The sequence below is a fragment of the Terrabacter sp. GCM10028922 genome (genome assembly GCF_042666095.1).
Classification (GTDB): Bacteria; Actinomycetota; Actinomycetes; order Actinomycetales; family Dermatophilaceae; genus Terrabacter.
The window spans coordinates 91,483-111,270 of record NZ_JBHTFG010000015.1; the positions used below are offsets into that span (position 1 = coordinate 91,483).

Below are 19,788 nucleotides of genomic sequence, written 5' to 3' on the forward strand. Positions count from 1 at the left end.
ACCCGCGCGCTCTGCCCTAGATTTGACGCCATGCCCGTCGCCACCAGAGTCATCGCCTGCCTCGACGTCGACGCCGGTCGCGTCGTCAAGGGCGTCAACTTCGAGAACCTCCGCGACGCCGGCGACCCCGTCGAGCTCGCAAAGGTCTACGACGAACAGGGCGTCGACGAGCTGACCTTTCTCGACGTGACGGCGAGCAGCGGCAACCGCGAGACGACCTACGACGTCGTCCGCCGCACCGCCGAGCAGGTGTTCATCCCGCTCACGGTCGGCGGCGGCGTGCGCACCGTCGACGACGTCGACCGGCTCCTGCGCGCCGGCGCCGACAAGGTCGGGGTCAACACGGCCGCGATCGCGCGGCCCGAGCTGATCGCCGAGATCGCAGCACGTTTCGGCGCCCAGGTGCTCGTGCTGTCTGCGGACGTGCGTCGCCGTCTCGGCGACGACGGACGGCCCACCGACGACTTCGTCATGACGACGCACGGTGGCCGCACGCCGGTCGAGCTCGATGCCGTCGAGTGGTGCGCGCGGGCCGCCGAGCTGGGAGCGGGCGAGATCCTGCTCAACTCGATGGACGCCGACGGGACGAAGGACGGCTTCGACCTCGAGCTCATCCGCCGCGTGCGGGCGGCCGTGTCGGTCCCGGTCATCGCGAGCGGTGGCGCGGGCCGCGTCGAGCACTTCGTCCCGGCCGTCGAGGCCGGCGCCGACGCGGTGCTCGCCGCGAGCGTCTTCCACTTCCGAGAGCTCACGGTCGGCGAGGTCAAGAGCGCGCTGCGCGCGGCCGGGATCACCGTGCGCTGACCGGTCAGGAGAGGCCGAGCTGCGCACCCTGCAGGGCGGCGATGTCGTCGGCGTCGCCCTCGAGCTCCACGCGCGCGACCGACGTGCGCCCGTACGCGTACAGCACGAGCTCGCCGGGGGCTCCCCGCAGGATGACGGTGCCGTGCTCGTCGGGCAGCTTGGCGGCATGCCGGCCGTGGCCCTCGGCGATGAGCACGATGCCCGTCGCCGACCTGCGGAACATCAGGCGCGCCGTGCGGCGCAGCGCGGCCCACAGCTTGCCCTCCAGCTGCGGCGAGAGCTCGCGCGGCGTCCAGTCGGGCTGGGCGCGAAGCACGTCCTCGTGGTGCACGAAGAACTCGACGAGGTTGGTGACCTCGTCGACCTTGGGCTGCGACATCGGGTTCCACACCGGGGCGCCGCGTCGCACCCGGTCGACGAGGGCCGCGTAGTCGCCGTTCGCGATCCTGCGCTGCTCCCGCTCGAGGTGCCCGGCGAGGAACGGCACCACCCTGCCGAGCGAGAGGTCGGGCCGCCCGTCGCGGACCACGATGTGGGCGGCGAGGTCACGGGTCTGCCAGCCTTCGCACAGCGTCGGCCGGTCAGGTCCGAGACGGTCGAGGTCGTCGCAGAGCAGAAGCCGTTCGGACTGGGCGTGGCGGGTCATGCCGTCATCCTCTCAGGGCGGTGTCCCGACGAATCTCGGTGGCTCGGGAGCCATGGGCTTCGTAGGGTCGGATGGTGATCGAGCTCGTGCGCCCCACCGTCGACCTGGCCGACTCGTGGTGGGCGATGGTCGACGAGTTCGGCCATGGGACGATCCACGGCTCGGGGTACCACGCCCGCGACCGGCGGGTGCTCGCCGAGCCGGACGCGTTCGAGGCCTGGGTCGACTGGCTCGGGCGCCAGGAGCACCCCGACGAGCCGCTCCCACCCGAACGGGTCCCGTCGTCCTACCGGTGGATCGTCGAGGAGGGCCGGGTCGTCGGGACCATCGCCGTCCGCCACGCGTTGACGCCGTCGCTCGTGGCCGAGGGCGGGCACATCGGGTATGCCGTCGCCCCGGGTTCCCGACGTCGCGGCATCGCCCGTGCGGCGCTCGGCGAAGCGCTCCATCTGGCGGCGCGTCGCGGCATCGACCCCGTGCTGGTGACGTGCGACGCGACGAACGCCGCCTCGGCGCGGACCATCGCGTCCTGTGGAGGCGTGCTCGAGGACGAGCGCGACGGCGTGCGACGGCACTGGGTCCGCACCGGTGCACCGGCCGCGCCGATCGGGCCGGAGCCGGTCGAGACCCGCGCGGCACGGCTGGTCCCGATCACGGCCGCTGAGGCCAGGGCCATGCTGGCCGGCAGGACGCGACGCGACTGGGCCGACGGCTACCCCCGCGAGGACGACCTCGACGCGGTGCGGATGATGCCGCCCACGGGGCCTGACGCGTGGTCGCCGCGGCATGTCGTGCGCCGCGCGGACGGTCGCGTCGTCGGGTCGATCGGCTGCGTCGGCCCGCCCGACGACGGCGTCGTCGAGGTCGGCTACGGACTGGTGCCCGCCGCTCGAGGCGGTGGGCTCATGACGGACGTCCTCTCGGGCATGGTGCGCTCGCTCGAGGCCGCCGGCCTGCGCGTCGTGGCCCACACCGCGCCCGACAACGTCGCGAGCCACCGCGTGCTCGCTCGGCTCGGGTTCGAGCGGCTCGGGTCTCAGACGGACGGTTCCGAGTGGCTCTGGAACAGAAGGAGCGCGGCGGGCGTTGTCAGCGACGCGTGAGAGGCTGAAGGTTCGACCAGAGAGCACGTCACCAGGGGAGCGGAGCACAGTGAACGTCCCGACCACCTCGACCCTGCGGGAGGGTCTGGCCGTCATCGGGCGGGGCATCAAGGGCCAGCCGCGCTGGTTCTCCCTCGCCGTGCTCGGCAGCATCGTCTACGGCGTGATGACGAGCCTCACGGCCGCCGCCATCGGCTTTGTCGTCGACCGCGCCGTCACGCCGGCCATCGCGGCGCGTCACGTCACCGCAGGACAGCTCTGGTTCATCGGTGGCGTCATGGCGGCGGTCGTGCTGACGACGACCGTCGGTGTCATCGGCCGGCGCCTCGCCGGCGGTGTGGCCATGTTCAACCTCGGCGCGATGTACCGCCGTCGCGTCACGCGCCAGTACCTCCGGCTCCCGCTCAGCTGGCACCACCGGCATCCCTCGGGCCAGCTCCTGTCCAACGCCAACGCCGACGTCGAGTCGACGTGGAACATCTTCGCGCCGCTGCCCATGGCTCTGGGCGTCGTCGTCATGCTCGTGTTCGGCATCGTCCAGATGGTCGTCGTCGACCCGTGGCTCGCCGTCGTCGGACTCACCGTCTTCCCGATGCTCTTCCTCGCCAACGTCGCGTTCCAGCGCGCGATGTCACCACGGGTCACGCGCGCCCAGCAGCTGCGCGCCGACGTCTCCGAGGTGGCCCACGAGAGCTTCGAGGCCGCCCTCATCGTCAAGTCCCTCGGGCGCGAGGACCACGAGGCGGAGCGCTTCCGGGCCGTCACCCACGAGCTGCGCGACGCCAACATCGAGGTCGGGCGCACGCGCGGGCGGTTCGACCCCGCCATCGAGGCCATCCCCACCATCGGCACCCTCGCCGTCCTCTTCGTCGGCACCCTCCGGGTGCGCAGCGGACAGCTCTCTGCGGCGGAGGTCGTGCAGATCGCCTACCTCTTCTCGATCCTCGCCTTCCCGGTCCGCGCCCTCGGATGGGTGCTCGGCGAGCTCCCCCGAGCGGTGGTCGGCTGGAACCGTGTCTCGGCGGTGCTCGACGCGACGGGGGGCATGGCGTTCGGCGAACGTGCCCTCCCCAGAGGCACGGCGAGCCACCTGCAGGCCGAGCGACTCGCGTACGCCTACGAGATCGAGACCGACGACGGTGGCACCGACCTCAACCCTGCGGTCGTCGGCGTCACCCTCGACATCGCACCGGGGTCGACCGTCGCGCTCGTCGGCCCGACGGGCAGCGGCAAGTCCACCCTCACCAACCTCGTCATGCGCCTGGTCGACCCCGACAGCGGTGCCGTGCTGCTCGACGACGTCGACCTGCGCGAGGTGCGGCGCGGCGGCATCAGCGACATCGCGGCTCTCGTCGCCCAGCAGACGTTCATGTTCGACGACAGCGTGCGTGGCAACATCACGCTCGGCGCGCAGCATGACGACCACGACGTGTGGCGCGCGCTGCACGTGGCCCAGGGTGCCGGCTTCGTCGAGAAGCTGCCCGACGGGCTCGACACCCACGTCGGCGAGCGCGGAGCCAGTCTCTCCGGTGGGCAACGCCAGCGGATCGCCTTGGCCCGTGCGGTGGTCCGGGAGCCGCAGCTGCTCATCCTCGACGACGCGACCTCGGCCGTGGACCCCAGTGTCGAGCAGGCCATCCTCGGCCGGCTGCGTGAGGCGAGCTCGGGCACCACGGTGCTCGTCGTCGCCTACCGGATGGCCACGATCCTGCTCGCCGACGAGGTGGTCTACCTCGAGGCTGGGCGGGTGGTCGACCACGGCTCCCACGAGCAGCTCCTCGGCCGGTGCGCCGGCTACGAACGGCTCGTCACGGCGTACGCGCGCGAGGCCGCCGAGCGCCAGGCGATCGCCGCCGACGAGGAGTTCGACGACGGGCTCGACGGGATCGAACGGCTGCGCGGCACCGCGGGTGCCGGCACCGCCGAGGAGGTCTCCCGATGATGATGCCGTCCGCAGCCCTCGTCGAGCACCACGGCGTCGCCACCGGCAAGGACATGACGACGTGGCAGACCTTGCGTCGTGGCGTCGAGCTGTCCCCCGAGCTGCGCAAGGGCATCTGGGTCACCGTGGCGCTCGCCGTGCTCTCGACGCTCGGCCGGGTCCTCGTGCCCTTCGTCGTGCAGCGCATCACCGACGACGGCATCCTCGGCGCGACCGGGCCCGACACCGGGGTCGTCGCCGTCTACATCGGCGTCGCGCTGGTCGGTGTCGTCGTGACCGCGGTCTCCGCCTACCTCGTCAACGTGCGGCTCTTCCGGTCGTCCGAGAGTGGCCTGGCGACCTTGCGACTCAAGGCGTTCCGGCACATCCACGACCTCGCGATGCTCACCCAGAACACCGAGCGTCGAGGGTCGCTCGTCTCGCGCGTCACCTCCGACGTCGACACGATCTCGATGTTCGTGCAGTTCGGCGGGCTCATGCTCATGATCAACCTCGCGCAGATCACGCTCGCCACGGTGCTCATGTTCGTCTACAGCCCGCTGCTCGGCCTCGTCGTGTGGCTCTGCTTCGTGCCGCTGTTCGTCATCATCCGCAAGTTCCAGGGCATCGTCGGGCGCGCCTACACCCGCGTGCGCGAACGCGTCGGCGACATGCTCGGGGCGATCTCCGAGGCTGTCGTCGGCGCGCAGGCCATCCGGGCCTACGGCGTCGAGGACCGCACCGCCGAGCGCATCGACGCCGCGGTCGAGGCGCATCGCAAGGCAGCCATCGGGGCGCAGGCCCGTTCGGTCATCGCCTTCACCTCAGGACAGCTCGTCTCGGGCCTGACGACGGCCGTGGTCCTCGTCGTGGGCACGGTCCTCGCCGCGCGGGGCAGCCTGACCCTCGGCGAGCTGCTCGCCTTCCTCTTCCTCGTCAACCTCTTCACGATGCCGGTCCAGCAGGCCACCGAGATCCTCAACGAGATGCAGAACGCAGTCGCCGGGTGGCGCCGCGTCATCGGCATCATCGACACCCCGGCCGACGTCTCGGATCCCGGGGAGTCGGGCGTCACGCTCCCGCGCGGGCCCATCAACGTCCAGTTCACCGGAGTCGGGTTCGCCTACCCCGGGGGCCCGCCCGTCCTGCACGACATCGACCTGACCATCGCGCCGCGCAGCCGCGTCGCCATCGTCGGCGAGACCGGCTCGGGCAAGTCCACCCTCGCCAAGCTGCTGACCCGGCTCATGGACCCCAGCAGCGGTCGGGTCCTGCTCGACGGGGTCGACCTCCGCGCCGTCCGGTTCTCGTCCTTGCGCTCGCGCGTCGTGCTCGTGCCCCAGGAGGGGTTCCTCTTCGACGGCACCCTGCTCGACAACATCCGGTTCGGTCGGCCGCAGGCGAGCGAGGACGACGTCCGGCTCACGCTCACCGAGCTCGGGCTCGACGCCTGGGCGGCGACCCTCCCGCTCGGGCTCGCCACCGACGTCGGCCAGCGCGGCGAGTCGCTGTCGGCGGGCGAACGTCAGCTCGTCGCCCTCGCTCGCGCCTACCTCGCCGACCCCGACCTCCTCGTCCTCGACGAGGCCACGTCGGCGGTCGACCCGAACACCGAGGTCCGGCTGCAGCGAGCCCTCGACTCGCTGACCCGCGGTCGCACGTCCATCGCGATCGCGCACCGTCTCTCGACGGCGCAAGCGGCCGACGAGGTGATCGTCGTCGACGCCGGCCGCGTCGTCGAGAGGGGCCACCACACCGAGCTCGTCCGCCTCGGCGGGGTCTACTCGCGCCTGCACGAGTCGTGGGTCGCGCAGCAGCACGCCGTGTGACCGTGTCGTGATGCGTGTCTGACCCGTGGCCTCCCGGGTCGGGGCGCGGTCGCCAACCGGCAGAATGACCGGGTGATGCACGAGACCGACCCGACCGCTGACGTGACGCCCGACCCGTCGCGGCTCGACCCGACGATCGCCGAGCTGCTCAAGCGCGATGAGCACGGGCTGGTGGCCGCCGTCGTCCAGCAGCACGACACCCGTGACGTCCTCATGGTCGGCTGGATGGATGACGAGGCCCTGAGACGCACGCTGACCGACGGCCGCGTCACGTTCTGGTCGCGCAGCCGTCAGGAGTACTGGCGCAAGGGAGACACGAGCGGCCACGTCCAGTGGGTCAAGGGGGTGCGGCTCGACTGCGACGGCGACGCGCTTCTCGTCTCGGTCGACCAGGTGGGCGCCGCCTGCCACACCGGCGACCGCACCTGCTTCGACGCCCGCATCCTGCCCGCGACGGTCGGGCAGCCCTGACCCCGGTGCAAAGTACCCACTCGACTTCGCGTGTCACTCGTCGAGTGGGCAGTTTGCACCCACGATCCGTGAACGGCAGCGGGTGCCCACTCGTCGAGTGGGCAGTTTGCACCCACGATCCGTGAACGGCAGCGGGTGCCAACTCGTCGAGTGGGCAGTTTCCACCCGCTGTCCGTGCGACGAACCGGGCGGCCAGCCCTGACCCCGGTGCAAAGTGCCCACTCGACTCAGGGGGTGCCATCTCGTCGAGTGGGCAGTTTGCACCCGGCGGGGTCCGTGGGACGAGCCGGGCACACGGCATTCGACCGGGTGGGCCAGAATGGCTCGGTGCCCGACTCGAACACCTCGCTCGCCCCTGCGCCCGCGCCACACGCAGACCTCGCGTGGGGGCGGACCTGGCCGAGTCTCGAGGTGTTCACCGAGCTCGCGCTCGAGCACCGTCGCGTCATCCCGGTCGTACGCCGGGTGCTGGCCGACGCGGAGACACCTGTCGGTGTCTACCGCAAGCTCGCCAAGGACGCCCCGGGAACGTTCCTGCTCGAGTCCGCCGAGCACGGCGGCGTGTGGTCGCGCTACTCCATCGTCGGGGCCCGCAGCGCGGCCACGCTGACCGAGCGGGACGGCCAGACGCACTGGATCGGTGAGCCGCCCGTCGGCCTGCCGACCGAGGGAGACCCCACCGAGGCAGTCCGTGACACCGTCACGGTCCTCGCGACCCCACGGATCCCCGGCCTGCCACCGCTGACCGGTGGGCTCGTCGGCGCCATCACCTACGACGCGGTGCGGCGCTGGGAGAAGGTGCCCGACGGCGGGCGCGACGAGCTCGACCTGCCCGAGGTCGCGATGATGCTCGCGACCGACCTCGCCGTCTTCGACCACAGCGACGGCTCGCTCCTGCTCATCGCCAACGCCGTCAACCACGACGCGACCGACGAACGCATCGAGGACGCCTGGGCGGATGCGGTGAGCCGTCTCGACCGCATGGCCGGCGAGCTCGCGGCGCCCGCCCCCAGCACCGTCGCGACGATCGAGCCCGTCCCGAGCGAACCGACGAGCAGCCACACCCAGCCCGAGTACGAGGAGATGGTCGAGGAGGCCAAGGAGGCGATCCGTGCGGGCGAGGCCTTCCAGATCGTCGTCTCACAGCGCTTCACCGTCCCGTGCCGGGCCGACGCCCTCGACGTCTACCGGGCCCTGCGCGTCAGCAACCCCAGCCCGTACATGTACCTGCTGCGCATCCCGCACCCCGACGGCACGGCCTACGACATCGTGGGCTCGAGCCCCGAGGCGCTCATCAAGGTGACCGGCCGGCAGGCGATCACCCACCCGATCGCCGGGTCGCGCCCACGCGGCAAGAGCCCCGACCACGACGCTCACCTCGCGGAGGAGCTCCTCGGTGACGCCAAGGAGAGAGCCGAGCACCTCATGCTCGTCGACCTCGCGCGCAACGACCTCCAGCGCATCTGCCGGGCCGGCTCGGTCGACACCGTCGACTTCATGTCCATCCGTCGCTACAGCCACATCATGCACATCGAGTCGACGGTCGTGGGTGACCTGCGCGACGACCAGAGCGCCTTCGACGCGCTCGTCGCGACCTTCCCGGCCGGGACGCTCAGCGGCGCGCCGAAGCCCCGGGCGATGGCACTGATCGACGGCTACGAGGGCCTGCGCCGCGGACTGTACGGAGGTGTCGTCGGCTACCTCGACTTCGCCGGCGACCTCGACATGGCGATCGCCATCCGCACCGCGTTGATCAAGGACGGTCGCGCACACGTCCAGGCGGGCGCGGGCATCGTCGCCGACTCCGTGCCCCACCTCGAGTACGAGGAGACGGTCAACAAGGCCGCGGCCGCGCTGCGGGCCGTTGCCGCGGCGGCCGGGCTCCGTCCGTTGGGTGACCGCTCCACATGACCGTCGACAAGAAGCGCGCCGCGCTCGTCGTGCTCGTCCCGGCCGCCGCGTTGCTGGGCCTCACGACCCGGCCGTGGGCGACGGGGGAGTCCCGCGACGTGCTCAGCCAGGCCGTCACGGACGTCACCGGCGGGGCCGCGGCGCCCGGCGTCGTCGGGCTGGCAGCCGTCTGCGTCGTGGCCCTGCTCGGCCTCATGACGGGTGGCCGGGTCATCCGGACGGTGTCGGCCGGGGTCCTGGTGCTGGCCTCCCTCGGAGCCTTCGCGATGACGCTGCTCGTGGCCCTCCGGCCGGTCGACACGGTCGCCGACGCGGTCGCCCGAGAGCTCGCTCGCACGACAGCTCCGGACGCCACCGGATCGACCACGGTCTGGGCCTGGACCGCCGTCGGAGCGGCGGCCCTGCTCGCCGTCGGAGCCGCTCTCACCGCCCTCTCGAGCAGGTCGTGGGCGGGGCTGTCCGGACGCTACGAACGAGGAGAGAAGCCCGCGAGCGGACCCCGCGGCGAGGTGCGCACGACATGGGACGAGCTGACCGACGGCCGTGACCCGACCCTGCGCGACGCCCCCGACGAGACCTGACACAATGTCGGGCGAGGGCGCGCCACGACTCGGCGCCGCCGGCCGGACCAGAGAGGACGCCATGGAAGAGCAGCACGAGGACCACGGACACAGCGTCGCCGCGTGGACGGCGGTGGGCATCATCCTGCTCGGCTCGGCCATCGCCTCCGTCGCCGTGCTCCTTCCCAACATCGTCCTCGGCATCGTGGGCGCCGTCGTCATCATCGCCGGCGCGATCGCCGGCAAGGTCATGTCCATGGCCGGTTATGGCAGCACGGGCCACCACGCGCAGGCGGGCGCCGTCGTCGACGCCCCCGACGAGCTCGGTGCCGAGACCCTCGGCAAGAGCTGAGAGCAGTGCCGACCGTTCTCGACGGGATCATCAGCGGCGTCCGCGAAGATCTCGGGCGTCGCCGTGCGACCCTGCCGCTCGCCGAGCTCGAGGCGCGGATGGCCGACGTCGCGCCCGCGATCGACCCGATGCCCGGCATCCGCTCTGCCGAGGGTGTCGCCGTCATCGCCGAGGTCAAGCGGTCGAGCCCGAGCAAGGGGGCGCTCGCCGACATCCCCGAGCCCGGTCGCCTCGCTCAGGCGTATGCCGCCGGGGGAGCGAGCGCGATCAGCGTGCTCACCGAGGAGCGCCGGTTCTCCGGCAGTCTCGCTGACCTCGACGAGGTCCGCTCCGCAGTGCGGACTCCTTTGCTGCGCAAGGACTTCATGGTCGACTCCTACCAGGTCACCGAGGCCCGCGCGCACGGCGCCGACCTGATCCTGCTCATCGTGGCCGCGCTCGACGACGCGCTCATGCGTGACCTGCACGACCAAGCCCGTGAGCTCGGAATGACTGCCCTTGTCGAGGTCCACGACGCCGCCGAGCTCGACCGGGCACTCGCCCTCGACCCCGTCCTCGTCGGTGTCAACGCGCGCAACCTCAAGACGCTCGACGTCGACCCGCGCACCGTCACCGGCCTGCTGCCGCGCATCCCCGCGGGCGTCGTCGGGGTGGCCGAGTCGGGCGTCACGGGCCCGGCGGACGTGGCCGCCTACGTCCGATCCGGAGCCGGCGCCGTTCTCGTCGGCGAGGCGCTCGTCAAGGACGGCGCCCCCGAGCAGGCCATTCGGGCCTTCATCGACGCCGCCGGCGCGGTCCGGGCCGAGGCCCGTTCCGCTTCTGCCGTCACGGCAGGGGAGTGAGCATGACCACGACATCCAACGTGCCGGCATACGGACGCTTCGGGGGGTTCGGCGGACGCTACGTCCCCGAGGCGCTCATCCCAGCGCTCGAGCAGCTCGAAGAGGTGTGGCGCAAGGCGGTCGTCGACCCCGAGTTCGTCGGGGAGCTCGAGCGGCTCCAGCGCACGTACACCGGCCGGCCCAGCATCATCACCGAGGTGCCGCGCTTCGCCCAGCACTGCGGCGGTGCGCGCGTCATCCTCAAGCGGGAGGACCTCAACCACACCGGCTCGCACAAGATCAACAACGTCCTCGGCCAGGCACTGCTCACGAAGCGCATGGGCAAGACGCGCGTCATCGCCGAGACGGGCGCCGGGCAGCACGGTGTCGCCACGGCGACCGCGGCCGCGCTCCTCGGCCTCGACTGCGTGATCTACATGGGTCGCAAGGACACCGAGCGCCAGGCCCTCAACGTCGCCCGCATGCGGCTGCTCGGGGCGCGCGTCGTGCCCGTCGACCACGGCAGCCGCACGCTCAAGGACGCCGTCAACGAGGCGTTCCGCGACTGGGTCACCAACGTCGCGACGACCCACTACGTCCTCGGCACGGTGACCGGGCCGCACCCGTTCCCCGAGATGGTCCGCGACTTCCACCGCATCATCGGTGTCGAGGCGCGCCAGCAGGTCCTCGACCTGGTTGGCCGGCTGCCCGACGTCGTCTGCGCGTGCGTCGGTGGCGGCTCCAACGCGATGGGCATCTTCCACCGGTTCATCGACGACGCGTCGGTGCGGCTCGTCGGGTTCGAGGCCGGCGGCGAGGGCGTCGAGTCGGGCAAGCACGCCGCGCGCTTCTCCGCGGGGTTCCCCGGCGTGCTGCACGGCGCCTACACCTACGTCATGCAGGACGACGACGGCCAGACCATCGAGTCGCACAGCGTCTCGGCCGGGCTCGACTACCCCAGCGTCGGTCCCGAGCACGCCTACCTGCTCGAGTCGGGCCGGGCCGAGTACCGCCCGATCACCGACGACGAGGCGATGGAGGCGTTCTCGCTGCTGTCGCGCACCGAGGGCATCCTGCCGGCCATCGAGAGCGCGCACGCGCTCGCCGGCGCCATGAAGCTCGGCCGTGAGCTCGGTCCCGACGCCGTCATCCTCGTCAACCTCTCCGGTCGCGGCGACAAGGACGTCCACACGGCCGCGCAGTGGTTCGGCCTCATCGACGACGAGGGCCGCGTGGCGGACGGCAGTCTGCCCGACGACCCGGGCGCCAAGGGCATGGGGGAGCAGCAGTGAGCGTCGGACCCGTTCTCGACACGTGCCGCGCGGAGGGTCGCGCGGCACTCATCGGCTACCTGCCGGTCGGCTTCCCCACCGTCGAGGGCTCCATCGAGGCGATGAAGGTCCTCGTCGAGTCCGGCGTCGACATCATCGAGATCGGCGTGCCCTACAGCGACCCCGTCATGGACGGCCCGGTCATCCAGGACGCCGCGGTGTGCGCGCTCGCCGGCGGCGTCCGCCTGGCCGACATCTTCACCGCGGCCCGCGAGGTCTCCGGCCTGGGTGCCGGGGCGCTCGTCATGACCTACTGGAACCCCGTGCTGCGCTACGGGGTCGAGCGCTTCGCGGCCGACCTCGCCGCCGCCGGCGGGGCGGGGCTCATCACGCCCGACCTCATCCCCGACGAGGCGGCCGAGTGGATCGCCGCAGCCGACACCCACGACCTCGACAAGGTGTTCCTCGTCGCGCCGAGCTCCACCCCCGACCGGCTTGCCGCCGTGACCGCCGCGTGCCGCGGGTTCGTCTACGCGACCGCCGTCATGGGGGTCACCGGGGCGCGGACGAGTGTGGGCGAGGCAGCCGACGCCCTCGTCTCGCGCACGCGAGCGCACACCGACCTGCCCGTCTGCGTCGGTCTGGGGGTCTCGACGGGCGCGCAGGCCGCCGAGGTCGGACGCTACGCCGACGGCGTCATCGTCGGCTCGGCGCTCGTGCGCTGCCTCACCGAGGCCGCGACCGTCCAGGACGGCCTCGAGGCGCTCGGCGGCCTGGCCCGTGAGCTGGCCGACGGCGTCCGCAGGAGCCGGTCGTGACCGTGCTCAGCGGTGTGCCCGCCGCCCTCGTGGCCGTGCTCCCCGCCGAGATCCCGTCGCCCAGCGTCGGGGTCTGGCACCTCGGACCGCTGCCGATCCGGGGGTATGCCCTGTGCATCCTCGCCGGCATCGTCGTCGCGGTCTGGCTGACGCAGAAGCGCCTCGAGGCCCGCGGCCATCGCAAGGGCATCTCCATCGACATCTCCGCGTGGGCGGTGCCCTTCGGCATCATCGGCGGTCGCCTCTACCACCTCATCACCACGCCCCAGCCGTACTTCGGCGAGGGGGGCGACCCGTGGAAGGCCTTCGCGATCTACGAGGGGGGCCTCGGCATCTGGGGCGCCGTCGCGCTCGGTGCGCTGGGCGCCTGGATCGGCTGTCGCAAGAACGGCGTCGCTTTCCGCGACTTCGTGGACGCCGCGGCACCCGGGCTCGCGATCGCGCAGGCGATGGGCCGCTTCGGCAACTGGTTCAACAACGAGATCTACGGCGGCCCGACCGACCTGCCGTGGAAGCTCAAGATCTACGAGTGGGACACCGCGTCCGGCCACGCCGTCCTCGACGCGCAGGACAACCCCGTGGTCAAGGGGTACTTCCACCCGACGTTCCTCTACGAGGCGCTCTGGTGCCTGCTGCTCGCGGCGTTCCTCGTGTGGCTGGGACGACGCCGCAACCTCAGGTCGGGACAGACGTTCGCGGCCTACGTCATGGGCTACCCGGTCGGGCGCATCGTCATCGAGAACATGCGCACCGACTCGGCCAACCTCATCCTCGGCCAGAGGGTCAACACGTGGGTGTCGATCCTCGTCTTCCTGCTCGGCGTCTACCTCTGGCGCCGGTTCGGCTCGATGGAGCCGCCGCCGGCCCCGCCGAGCCCCGAGGACGACGATGGCGCCGAAGATCCTTCGGCAGGCGCCGCCGACGACGAGGCAAACGCCGCCACCGCCACCGAGCCCAAAGTGGACCGTCCGGCGCAGTCCTGACACGACCAACATCACGGCGTCCGTCTCGGATCGAGCACGGCGTCTCAGGATTCGGAATCGTGAGTATCAACAGGTAGGACGAGCGGCTCCTCCGATATCGTCGTGCAGAACGCCTGTGGCCAGTGCCGTCCACATGCCTTGAGTCATGTCGTGTGGCCGTGTCGCGGTCGCGGCCCGGTCCCAGCAGAAGGACGGTGAAATGTCGCCGCACACCCGCACCCGTGCCCTCTTCAGTGCACACCCGGAGAACTCCGGTCTCTACCGCCGCGAGTTCGAGCACGACGCCTGCGGTGTCGCGCTCATCGCGACGATGCGGGGGACGGCAGGTCACGACATCGTCGAGCACGCCCTCACGGCGCTGCGCAACCTCGACCACCGCGGCGCCACCGGCGCCGACCCGCTCGTCGGTGACGGCGCGGGCATCCTGACGCAGATCCCCGACGAGTTCTTCCGGGCGACGGTCCCGTTCACGCTCCCCAACAACGGGGCGTATGCCGCCGGCATCGCCTTCCTGCCGCAGAACTCCATCGAGCGGGCCGCGGCCAAGGCGCGCATCGAGGAGCTCGCGGTGGCCGAGAACCTCAAGGTCCTCGGCTGGCGAGAGGTCCCGGTCGAGGGCGACCTCGTCGGCGCGGTCGCCCGCGACTGCATGCCCGCGTTCGAGCAGCTCTTCGTCAGCAGCTCGATCGGCCGCCAGGTCGCTCTCGGGCTCGACCGGCTCGCCTTCTGCCTGCGCAAGCGCGCCGAGCACGAGGTCGACGTCTACTTCGCCTCGCTCAGCTCGCGCACCATCGTCTACAAGGGCATGCTCACGACGGGCCAGCTCGAGCCGTTCTTCCCCGACCTGTCCGACCCGCGCTTCGCGACCGAGCTCGCGCTCGTCCACTCGCGCTTCTCGACGAACACGTTCCCCTCGTGGCCGCTCGCGCACCCGTACCGCCTCATCGCGCACAACGGCGAGATCAACACCGTCAAGGGCAACCGCAACTGGATGCATGCGCGCGAGAGCCTGCTCACGAGCGACATCATCCCGGGCGACCTCGAGCGGCTCTTCCCGATCTGCACGCCCGACGCGTCCGACTCGGCGAGCTTCGACGAGGTGCTCGAGCTGCTCCACCTCGGTGGCCGCTCGCTCCCGCACGCCGTGCTCATGATGATCCCCGAGGCGTGGGAGAACCACGCCACGATGGACTCCGCGCGCAAGGCGTTCTACGAGTTCCACTCGACGTTCATGGAGCCGTGGGACGGCCCGGCCAACGTCTGCTTCAGCGACGGCACGCTCGTCGGCGCGGTGCTCGACCGCAACGGCCTTCGTCCGGGCCGCTACACCGTGACCGACGACGGCCTCGTGGTGCTCGCGTCCGAGTCCGGCGTGCTCGAGCTCGACCCGGCCACCATCGTCCAGCGCGGCCGGCTCCAGCCCGGGAAGATGTTCCTCGTCGACACCGAGCACGGCCGCATCGTGAGCGACGAGGAGATCAAGTCCCAGCTGGCCGCGGCCAAGCCGTATGCCGAGTGGCTCCACGGCGGTCTCATCCACCTCGAGGACCTCCCGGAGCGCGAGCACATCGTCCACACGGCCGCGTCGGTCGCGCGCCGCCAGCAGACGTTCGGCTACACGGCCGAGGAGCTGCGCATCCTGCTGACCCCCATGGCCAAGTCCGGTGGCGAGGCCCTGGGCTCGATGGGCACGGACACGCCGATCGCCGTCCTGTCGTCGCGCCCCCGCCTGCTCTTCGACTACTTCACGCAGCTCTTCGCGCAGGTCACCAACCCGCCGCTCGACGCGATCCGCGAGGAGCTCGTCACCTCGCTCGGCACCTACATGGGGCCCGAGGGCAACGCCCTGTCGGCGTCGCCGGCGCACGCGCGGCAGCTCGTCCTCGAGTTCCCCGTCATCGACAACGACGAGCTCGCCAAGATCGTCCACATCAACGCCGACGGCGACCTGCCGGGCTACGCGACGCACGTCGTCCGTGGTCTCTACGACGTCACCGGCGGGGCGGCGGCGATGCGTGACCGCCTCGAGGAGATCTTCGCCGAGGTGTCCCAGGCGATCTCGCGCGGAGCGCGCTTCGTCGTGCTCTCCGACCGCGACTCGGGCCGTGACCTCGCGCCCATCCCGTCGCTGCTGCTCACCGCGGCGGTGCACCACCACCTCATCCGTGAGAAGACGCGGACCCAGGTCGGCCTGCTCGTCGAGGCCGGCGACGTGCGCGAGGTCCACCACGTCGCACTGCTCATCGGCTTCGGCGCCGCCGCCGTCAACCCGTACCTCGCGATGGAGACGGTCGAGGACCTCGTCCGAGCCGGCGAGATCGAGGGTGTGACGGCCGAGAAGGCCGTCGCCAACCTCATCAAGGCGCTCGGCAAGGGCGTCCTCAAGGTCATGTCGAAGATGGGCATCTCGACCGTGGCGTCCTACCGCGGGGCGCAGGTGTTCGAGGCGATCGGCCTGTCGCAGGCGCTCGTCGACCGCTACTTCACGGGCACTGTCTCGCAGCTCGGCGGCGTGGGCCTCGACGTCATCGCGCGCGAGACGGCCGAGCGGCACGCGCGGGCCTACCCGACCGACGGCGTCCACCAGCCGCACCGCGTGCTCGAGGTCGGTGGCGAGTACCAGTGGCGCCGCGAGGGCGAGCCGCACCTCTTCGACCCCGAGACGGTGTTCCGCCTCCAGCACTCGACGCGCCAGCGCCGCTACGACATCTTCAAGCAGTACACCCAGCGCATCGACGACCAGACGTCGCGTCTCATGACGCTGCGCGGTCTCATGGGCTTCAGGCCGACCGGTGTCACGGGCCGGTTGCCGGTCCCGATCGAGGAGGTCGAGCCGGTCAGCGAGATCGTCAAGCGCTTCAACACCGGGGCCATGAGCTACGGCTCCATCTCGCAGGAGGCGCACGAGACGCTCGCGGTCGCGATGAACCGCCTCGGTGGCCGCTCCAACACCGGTGAGGGCGGCGAGGACATCGAGCGCCTGCTCGACCCCGAGCGGCGCTCGGCGGTCAAGCAGGTCGCGTCGGGCCGGTTCGGCGTGACGAGCCTCTACCTCACGCACTCCGACGACATCCAGATCAAGATGGCCCAGGGCGCCAAGCCCGGTGAGGGTGGCCAGCTGCCCGGGCACAAGGTCTACCCGTGGGTGGCCAAGACGCGGCACTCGACGCCCGGCGTCGGCCTCATCTCGCCGCCGCCGCACCACGACATCTACTCGATCGAGGACCTGGCGCAGCTGATCCACGACCTCAAGAACGCCAACCCGGCGGCGCGCATCCACGTCAAGCTCGTCTCCGAGATCGGCGTCGGCACCGTCGCGGCGGGCGTGTCGAAGGCGCACGCGGACGTCGTGCTCATCTCGGGTCACGACGGCGGCACGGGGGCCTCGCCCCTCACGTCGCTCAAGCACGCCGGCGCCCCGTGGGAGCTCGGTCTCGCCGAGGCCCAGCAGACCCTCGTGCTCAACGGCCTGCGCGACCGCATCGTCGTCCAGGTCGACGGGCAGCTGAAGACCGGCCGCGACGTCGTCGTGGCCGCGCTCCTCGGCGCCGAGGAGTTCGGCTTCGCCACCGCGCCGCTCGTCGTCTCGGGCTGCATCATGATGCGCGTCTGCCACCTGGACACCTGCCCGGTCGGTATCGCCACGCAGAACCCCGAGCTGCGCGCCCGCTTCTCCGGCAAGCCGGAGTTCGTCGAGACCTTCTTCGAGTACATCGCCGAGGAGGTCCGCGAGAACCTCGCGGCGCTCGGCTTCCGCTCGATCGAGGAGGCCGTCGGCCAGGTCGGCAGCCTCGACCTCGACAAGGCGATCGCCCACTGGAAGGCGTCGGGCCTCGACCTCTCGCCGATCCTCGCCGTCGCCGACAACCCCACCGGCGGGACGCTGTACCAGTCGGCCACGCAGGACCACGGGCTCGACAAGGCGCTCGACAACGAGCTCCTGAGCCGCGCGCTGCCCGCCATCGAGGGCGGCGAGCAGGTCCGCACCGAGATCGCGGTCCGCAACGTCAACCGCACGGTCGGCACGATGCTCGGCCACCACGTGACCAAGGCGCACCCGCACGGCCTGACCGACAACACGATCGAGCTCACCATGACCGGCTCGGGCGGGCAGTCCTTCGGGGCGTTCCTGCCGGCCGGCGTCACGATGCAGCTCTTCGGCGACGCCAACGACTACGTCGGCAAGGGCCTCTCGGGCGGCCGCGTCGTCGTGCGTCCGCACCGGGCGGCAGACATCGTCGCCGAGGAGAACGTCATCGCCGGCAACGTCATCGCCTACGGCGCGACCATGGGCCAGCTCTTCCTGCGCGGCACCGTCGGCGAGCGCTTCTGCGTCCGCAACTCGGGCGCCCACGCCGTCGTCGAGGGCGTGGGTGACCACGGCTGCGAGTACATGACCGGCGGCGTCGCCGTCGTCCTCGGTCAGATCGGTCGCAACTTCGCGGCCGGCATGTCGGGTGGCGTCGCGTACGTCCTCGACCTCGACCGCGCGCTCGTCAACCCCGAGCTCGTCGACCTCATCCCGCTGCGCGACCAGGACGAGGCAACGCTCCGCGAGCTGCTCGAGAGCCACGTCAGGTGGACCGAGTCGCCCGTCGCGGGCGCGCTGCTCGACGACTGGGCGAGCGCACGCGAGCGGTTCACGCTCGTGCTGCCGCGCGACTACCAGCGTGTCCTCGACGTCCGTGCCGAGGCCGAGGCCCACGGCCTCGACCTCGACGGGCCCGACGTGTGGAACCGGATCATGGAGGCTTCCCGTGGCTGACCCCCAAGGCTTTCTCACCACCCGCGAGCGCGAGCTCCCGGCCCGCCGTCCGGTCCCGGTCCGCATCCGGGACTGGAAGGAGGTCTACGAGGAGCAGGAGCTCGGTCAGCTCCAGCGCCAGGCCGGACGCTGCATGGACTGCGGCATCCCGTTCTGCCACTCGGGCTGCCCCCTCGGCAACCTCATCCCGGAGTGGAACAACTTCGCCTGGCGAGGTGACTGGTCCGATGCCATCGAGCGCCTGCACGCGACGAACAACTTCCCGGAGTTCACCGGCCGGCTCTGCCCGGCGCCGTGCGAGACGGCCTGCGTGCTCGGCATCAACCAGCCGGCCGTGACGATCAAGCAGGTCGAAGTGACGACGATCGAGCGCGCCTTCGACGAGGGGCTCGTCCAGCCACTGCCGCCGGAGCGTCTCTCGGGCAAGACGGTCGCCGTCATCGGCTCCGGTCCCGCCGGGCTCGCCGCCGCACAGCAGCTGACGCGCGCCGGTCACACGGTCGCGGTCTTCGAACGGGCCGACAAGCCCGGTGGCCTGCTCCGCTACGGCATCCCCGAGTTCAAGATGGAGAAGTCGGTCGTCGACCGTCGCCTCGCGCAGATGGAGGCCGAGGGCACCCGCTTCCGCAACAGCATGAACGTCGGCGTCGACATCACGGGCCGCCAGCTGCGTGACCGCTACGACGCCGTCGTGCTGGCGCTCGGGGCCACGGTGCCACGCGACCTCGACGTCCCGGGCCGCGAGCTCGGTGGCATCCACCAGGCCATGGACTACCTGCCGCAGGGCAACCGCGCGGCACTCGGCGAGCAGGTCGAGGACCAGATCCTCGCGACCGGCAAGCACGTCGTCGTCATCGGCGGTGGCGACACCGGCGCCGACTGCATCGGCACGGCACACCGCCAGGGCGCGGCGTCCGTCACGAGCCTCGAGATCATGCCCCAGCCGGGGGACGAGCGCCCGTCCAACCAACCGTGGCCGACCTACCCGATGCTCTACCGCGTCGCGAGCGCGCACGAGGAGGGCGGCGACCGCATCTACGCCGTCAGCACGACCGAGTTCGTCGGCGACGACGACGGCAACGTGGCGGCCCTGCGCCTCACCGAGGTCGAGCTCGTCGAGGGCAGGCTCACGCCGAGGCCCGGTACCGAGCGCGAGATCCCGGCGCAGCTGGTGCTCTTCGCGATGGGTTTCCTCGGGCCCGAGGGCCCGGGTGTCGTCGAGCAGCTGGGCGTCGACCTCGACGAGCGCAGCAACGTCAAGCGCGACAAGAACTTCATGAGCTCCGTGCCGGGCGTGTTCGTGGCCGGTGACGCGGGGCGGGGTCAGTCGCTCATCGTGTGGGCCATCGCCGAGGGCCGCGCGGCCGCGGCGGGTGTCGACGCATGGCTCACCGGCTCGAGCTCGCTGCCGCGCCCGATCGCCCCGACCGACCGGCCGCTCACCGCCTGACGACCCGCGCCGGGTCGCCCTCCGGCTCCCAGCGAGGCTTCCAGCGAGCCTCGCGACGGCAGCCCACGACACGGCATACGCGA

The 19,788-nt window shown here is 71.4% G+C and carries 15 protein-coding genes; 14 read left to right on the top strand and 1 reads right to left on the bottom strand.

Annotated elements, in window-relative coordinates:
• The first annotated feature begins 30 nt into the window (after nt 1-30).
• A complete protein-coding gene (gene hisF, locus ACFQU3_RS15260) occupies nt 31-804 on the top strand; it encodes an imidazole glycerol phosphate synthase subunit HisF (RefSeq protein WP_385911229.1) in 774 nt (257 codons plus the stop codon).
• A gap of 4 nt (nt 805-808) precedes the next feature.
• Here the strand turns inward: hisF and ACFQU3_RS15265 are convergent, their stop codons facing one another.
• On the bottom strand, nt 809-1,450 hold the full coding sequence (locus ACFQU3_RS15265) for a TIGR03085 family metal-binding protein (RefSeq protein ID WP_385911231.1): 642 nt from the start codon (nt 1,448-1,450) through the stop codon (nt 809-811).
• A gap of 74 nt (nt 1,451-1,524) precedes the next feature.
• Here ACFQU3_RS15265 and ACFQU3_RS15270 point away from each other — a divergent pair, with 74 nt between their 5' ends.
• From ACFQU3_RS15270 to ACFQU3_RS15330, 13 genes are all read left to right on the top strand, one after another.
• Nucleotides 1,525-2,553, top strand: a complete 1,029-nt coding sequence (locus tag ACFQU3_RS15270; RefSeq protein WP_385911233.1) for a GNAT family N-acetyltransferase — start codon at nt 1,525-1,527, stop codon at nt 2,551-2,553.
• A gap of 49 nt (nt 2,554-2,602) precedes the next feature.
• Nucleotides 2,603-4,495 (top strand): ABC transporter ATP-binding protein, encoded by a 1,893-nt coding sequence (locus ACFQU3_RS15275; protein WP_385911235.1) that lies wholly within the window; start codon nt 2,603-2,605, stop codon nt 4,493-4,495.
• Nucleotides 4,492-6,303: an ABC transporter ATP-binding protein gene (locus tag ACFQU3_RS15280; RefSeq protein ID WP_385911237.1), complete on the top strand. Its 1,812-nt coding sequence runs from the start codon at nt 4,492-4,494 to the stop codon at nt 6,301-6,303. Before ACFQU3_RS15275 ends, ACFQU3_RS15280 begins: the two co-directional genes overlap by 4 nt.
• A 75-nt stretch (nt 6,304-6,378) precedes the next feature.
• On the top strand, nt 6,379-6,774 hold the full coding sequence (gene hisI, locus ACFQU3_RS15285; RefSeq protein WP_385911297.1) for a phosphoribosyl-AMP cyclohydrolase: 396 nt from the start codon (nt 6,379-6,381) through the stop codon (nt 6,772-6,774).
• Nucleotides 6,775-7,101: 327 nt separating this feature from the next.
• A complete protein-coding gene (locus tag ACFQU3_RS15290; protein WP_385911239.1) occupies nt 7,102-8,685 on the top strand; it encodes an anthranilate synthase component I in 1,584 nt (527 codons plus the stop codon).
• A complete protein-coding gene (locus tag ACFQU3_RS15295) occupies nt 8,682-9,266 on the top strand; it encodes a Trp biosynthesis-associated membrane protein (protein WP_385911241.1) in 585 nt (194 codons plus the stop codon). The genes ACFQU3_RS15290 and ACFQU3_RS15295 overlap by 4 nt, the downstream gene beginning before the upstream one ends.
• Nucleotides 9,267-9,327: 61 nt before the next feature.
• Nucleotides 9,328-9,597 carry an HGxxPAAW family protein gene (locus tag ACFQU3_RS15300; RefSeq protein ID WP_385911243.1) on the top strand — a complete coding sequence of 90 codons (270 nt, stop codon included), beginning with the start codon at nt 9,328-9,330 and terminating at the stop codon, nt 9,595-9,597.
• A 5-nt stretch (nt 9,598-9,602) separates the two neighbouring features.
• A complete protein-coding gene (gene trpC, locus ACFQU3_RS15305) occupies nt 9,603-10,439 on the top strand; it encodes an indole-3-glycerol phosphate synthase TrpC (RefSeq protein WP_385911245.1) in 837 nt (278 codons plus the stop codon).
• A gap of 2 nt (nt 10,440-10,441) precedes the next feature.
• On the top strand, nt 10,442-11,710 hold the full coding sequence (gene trpB / locus ACFQU3_RS15310) for a tryptophan synthase subunit beta (protein WP_385911247.1): 1,269 nt from the start codon (nt 10,442-10,444) through the stop codon (nt 11,708-11,710).
• On the top strand, nt 11,707-12,507 hold the full coding sequence (trpA, locus tag ACFQU3_RS15315) for a tryptophan synthase subunit alpha (protein ID WP_385911249.1): 801 nt from the start codon (nt 11,707-11,709) through the stop codon (nt 12,505-12,507). Before trpB ends, trpA begins: the two co-directional genes overlap by 4 nt.
• The gene (gene lgt / locus ACFQU3_RS15320) at nt 12,504-13,490 is read left to right on the top strand and encodes a prolipoprotein diacylglyceryl transferase (protein WP_385911251.1); all 987 of its coding nucleotides are present in this window, start codon (nt 12,504-12,506) and stop codon (nt 13,488-13,490) included. The genes trpA and lgt overlap by 4 nt, the downstream gene beginning before the upstream one ends.
• 199 nt (nt 13,491-13,689) lie before the next feature.
• On the top strand, nt 13,690-18,255 hold the full coding sequence (gene gltB, locus ACFQU3_RS15325; RefSeq protein ID WP_385911253.1) for a glutamate synthase large subunit: 4,566 nt from the start codon (nt 13,690-13,692) through the stop codon (nt 18,253-18,255).
• On the top strand, nt 18,248-19,705 hold the full coding sequence (locus ACFQU3_RS15330) for a glutamate synthase subunit beta (RefSeq protein ID WP_385911255.1): 1,458 nt from the start codon (nt 18,248-18,250) through the stop codon (nt 19,703-19,705). The genes gltB and ACFQU3_RS15330 overlap by 8 nt, the downstream gene beginning before the upstream one ends.
• Nucleotides 19,706-19,788: the final 83 nt, after the last annotated feature.

Bases quoted from the DNA above. Each gene is read 5' to 3' on its own strand.
- hisF (WP_385911229.1), top strand. From the start codon at position 31: ATGCCCGTCGCCACCAGAGTCATCGCCTGCCTCGACGTCGACGCCGGT.
- ACFQU3_RS15265 (WP_385911231.1), bottom strand. From the start codon at position 1,450: ATGACCCGCCACGCCCAGTCCGAACGGCTTCTGCTCTGCGACGACCTC.
- ACFQU3_RS15280 (WP_385911237.1), top strand. From the start codon at position 4,492: ATGATGATGCCGTCCGCAGCCCTCGTCGAGCACCACGGCGTCGCCACC.
- hisI (WP_385911297.1), top strand. From the start codon at position 6,379: ATGCACGAGACCGACCCGACCGCTGACGTGACGCCCGACCCGTCGCGG.
- ACFQU3_RS15295 (WP_385911241.1), top strand. From the start codon at position 8,682: ATGACCGTCGACAAGAAGCGCGCCGCGCTCGTCGTGCTCGTCCCGGCC.
- ACFQU3_RS15300 (WP_385911243.1), top strand. From the start codon at position 9,328: ATGGAAGAGCAGCACGAGGACCACGGACACAGCGTCGCCGCGTGGACG.
- trpB (WP_385911247.1), top strand. From the start codon at position 10,442: ATGACCACGACATCCAACGTGCCGGCATACGGACGCTTCGGGGGGTTC.
- gltB (WP_385911253.1), top strand. From the start codon at position 13,690: ATGTCGCCGCACACCCGCACCCGTGCCCTCTTCAGTGCACACCCGGAG.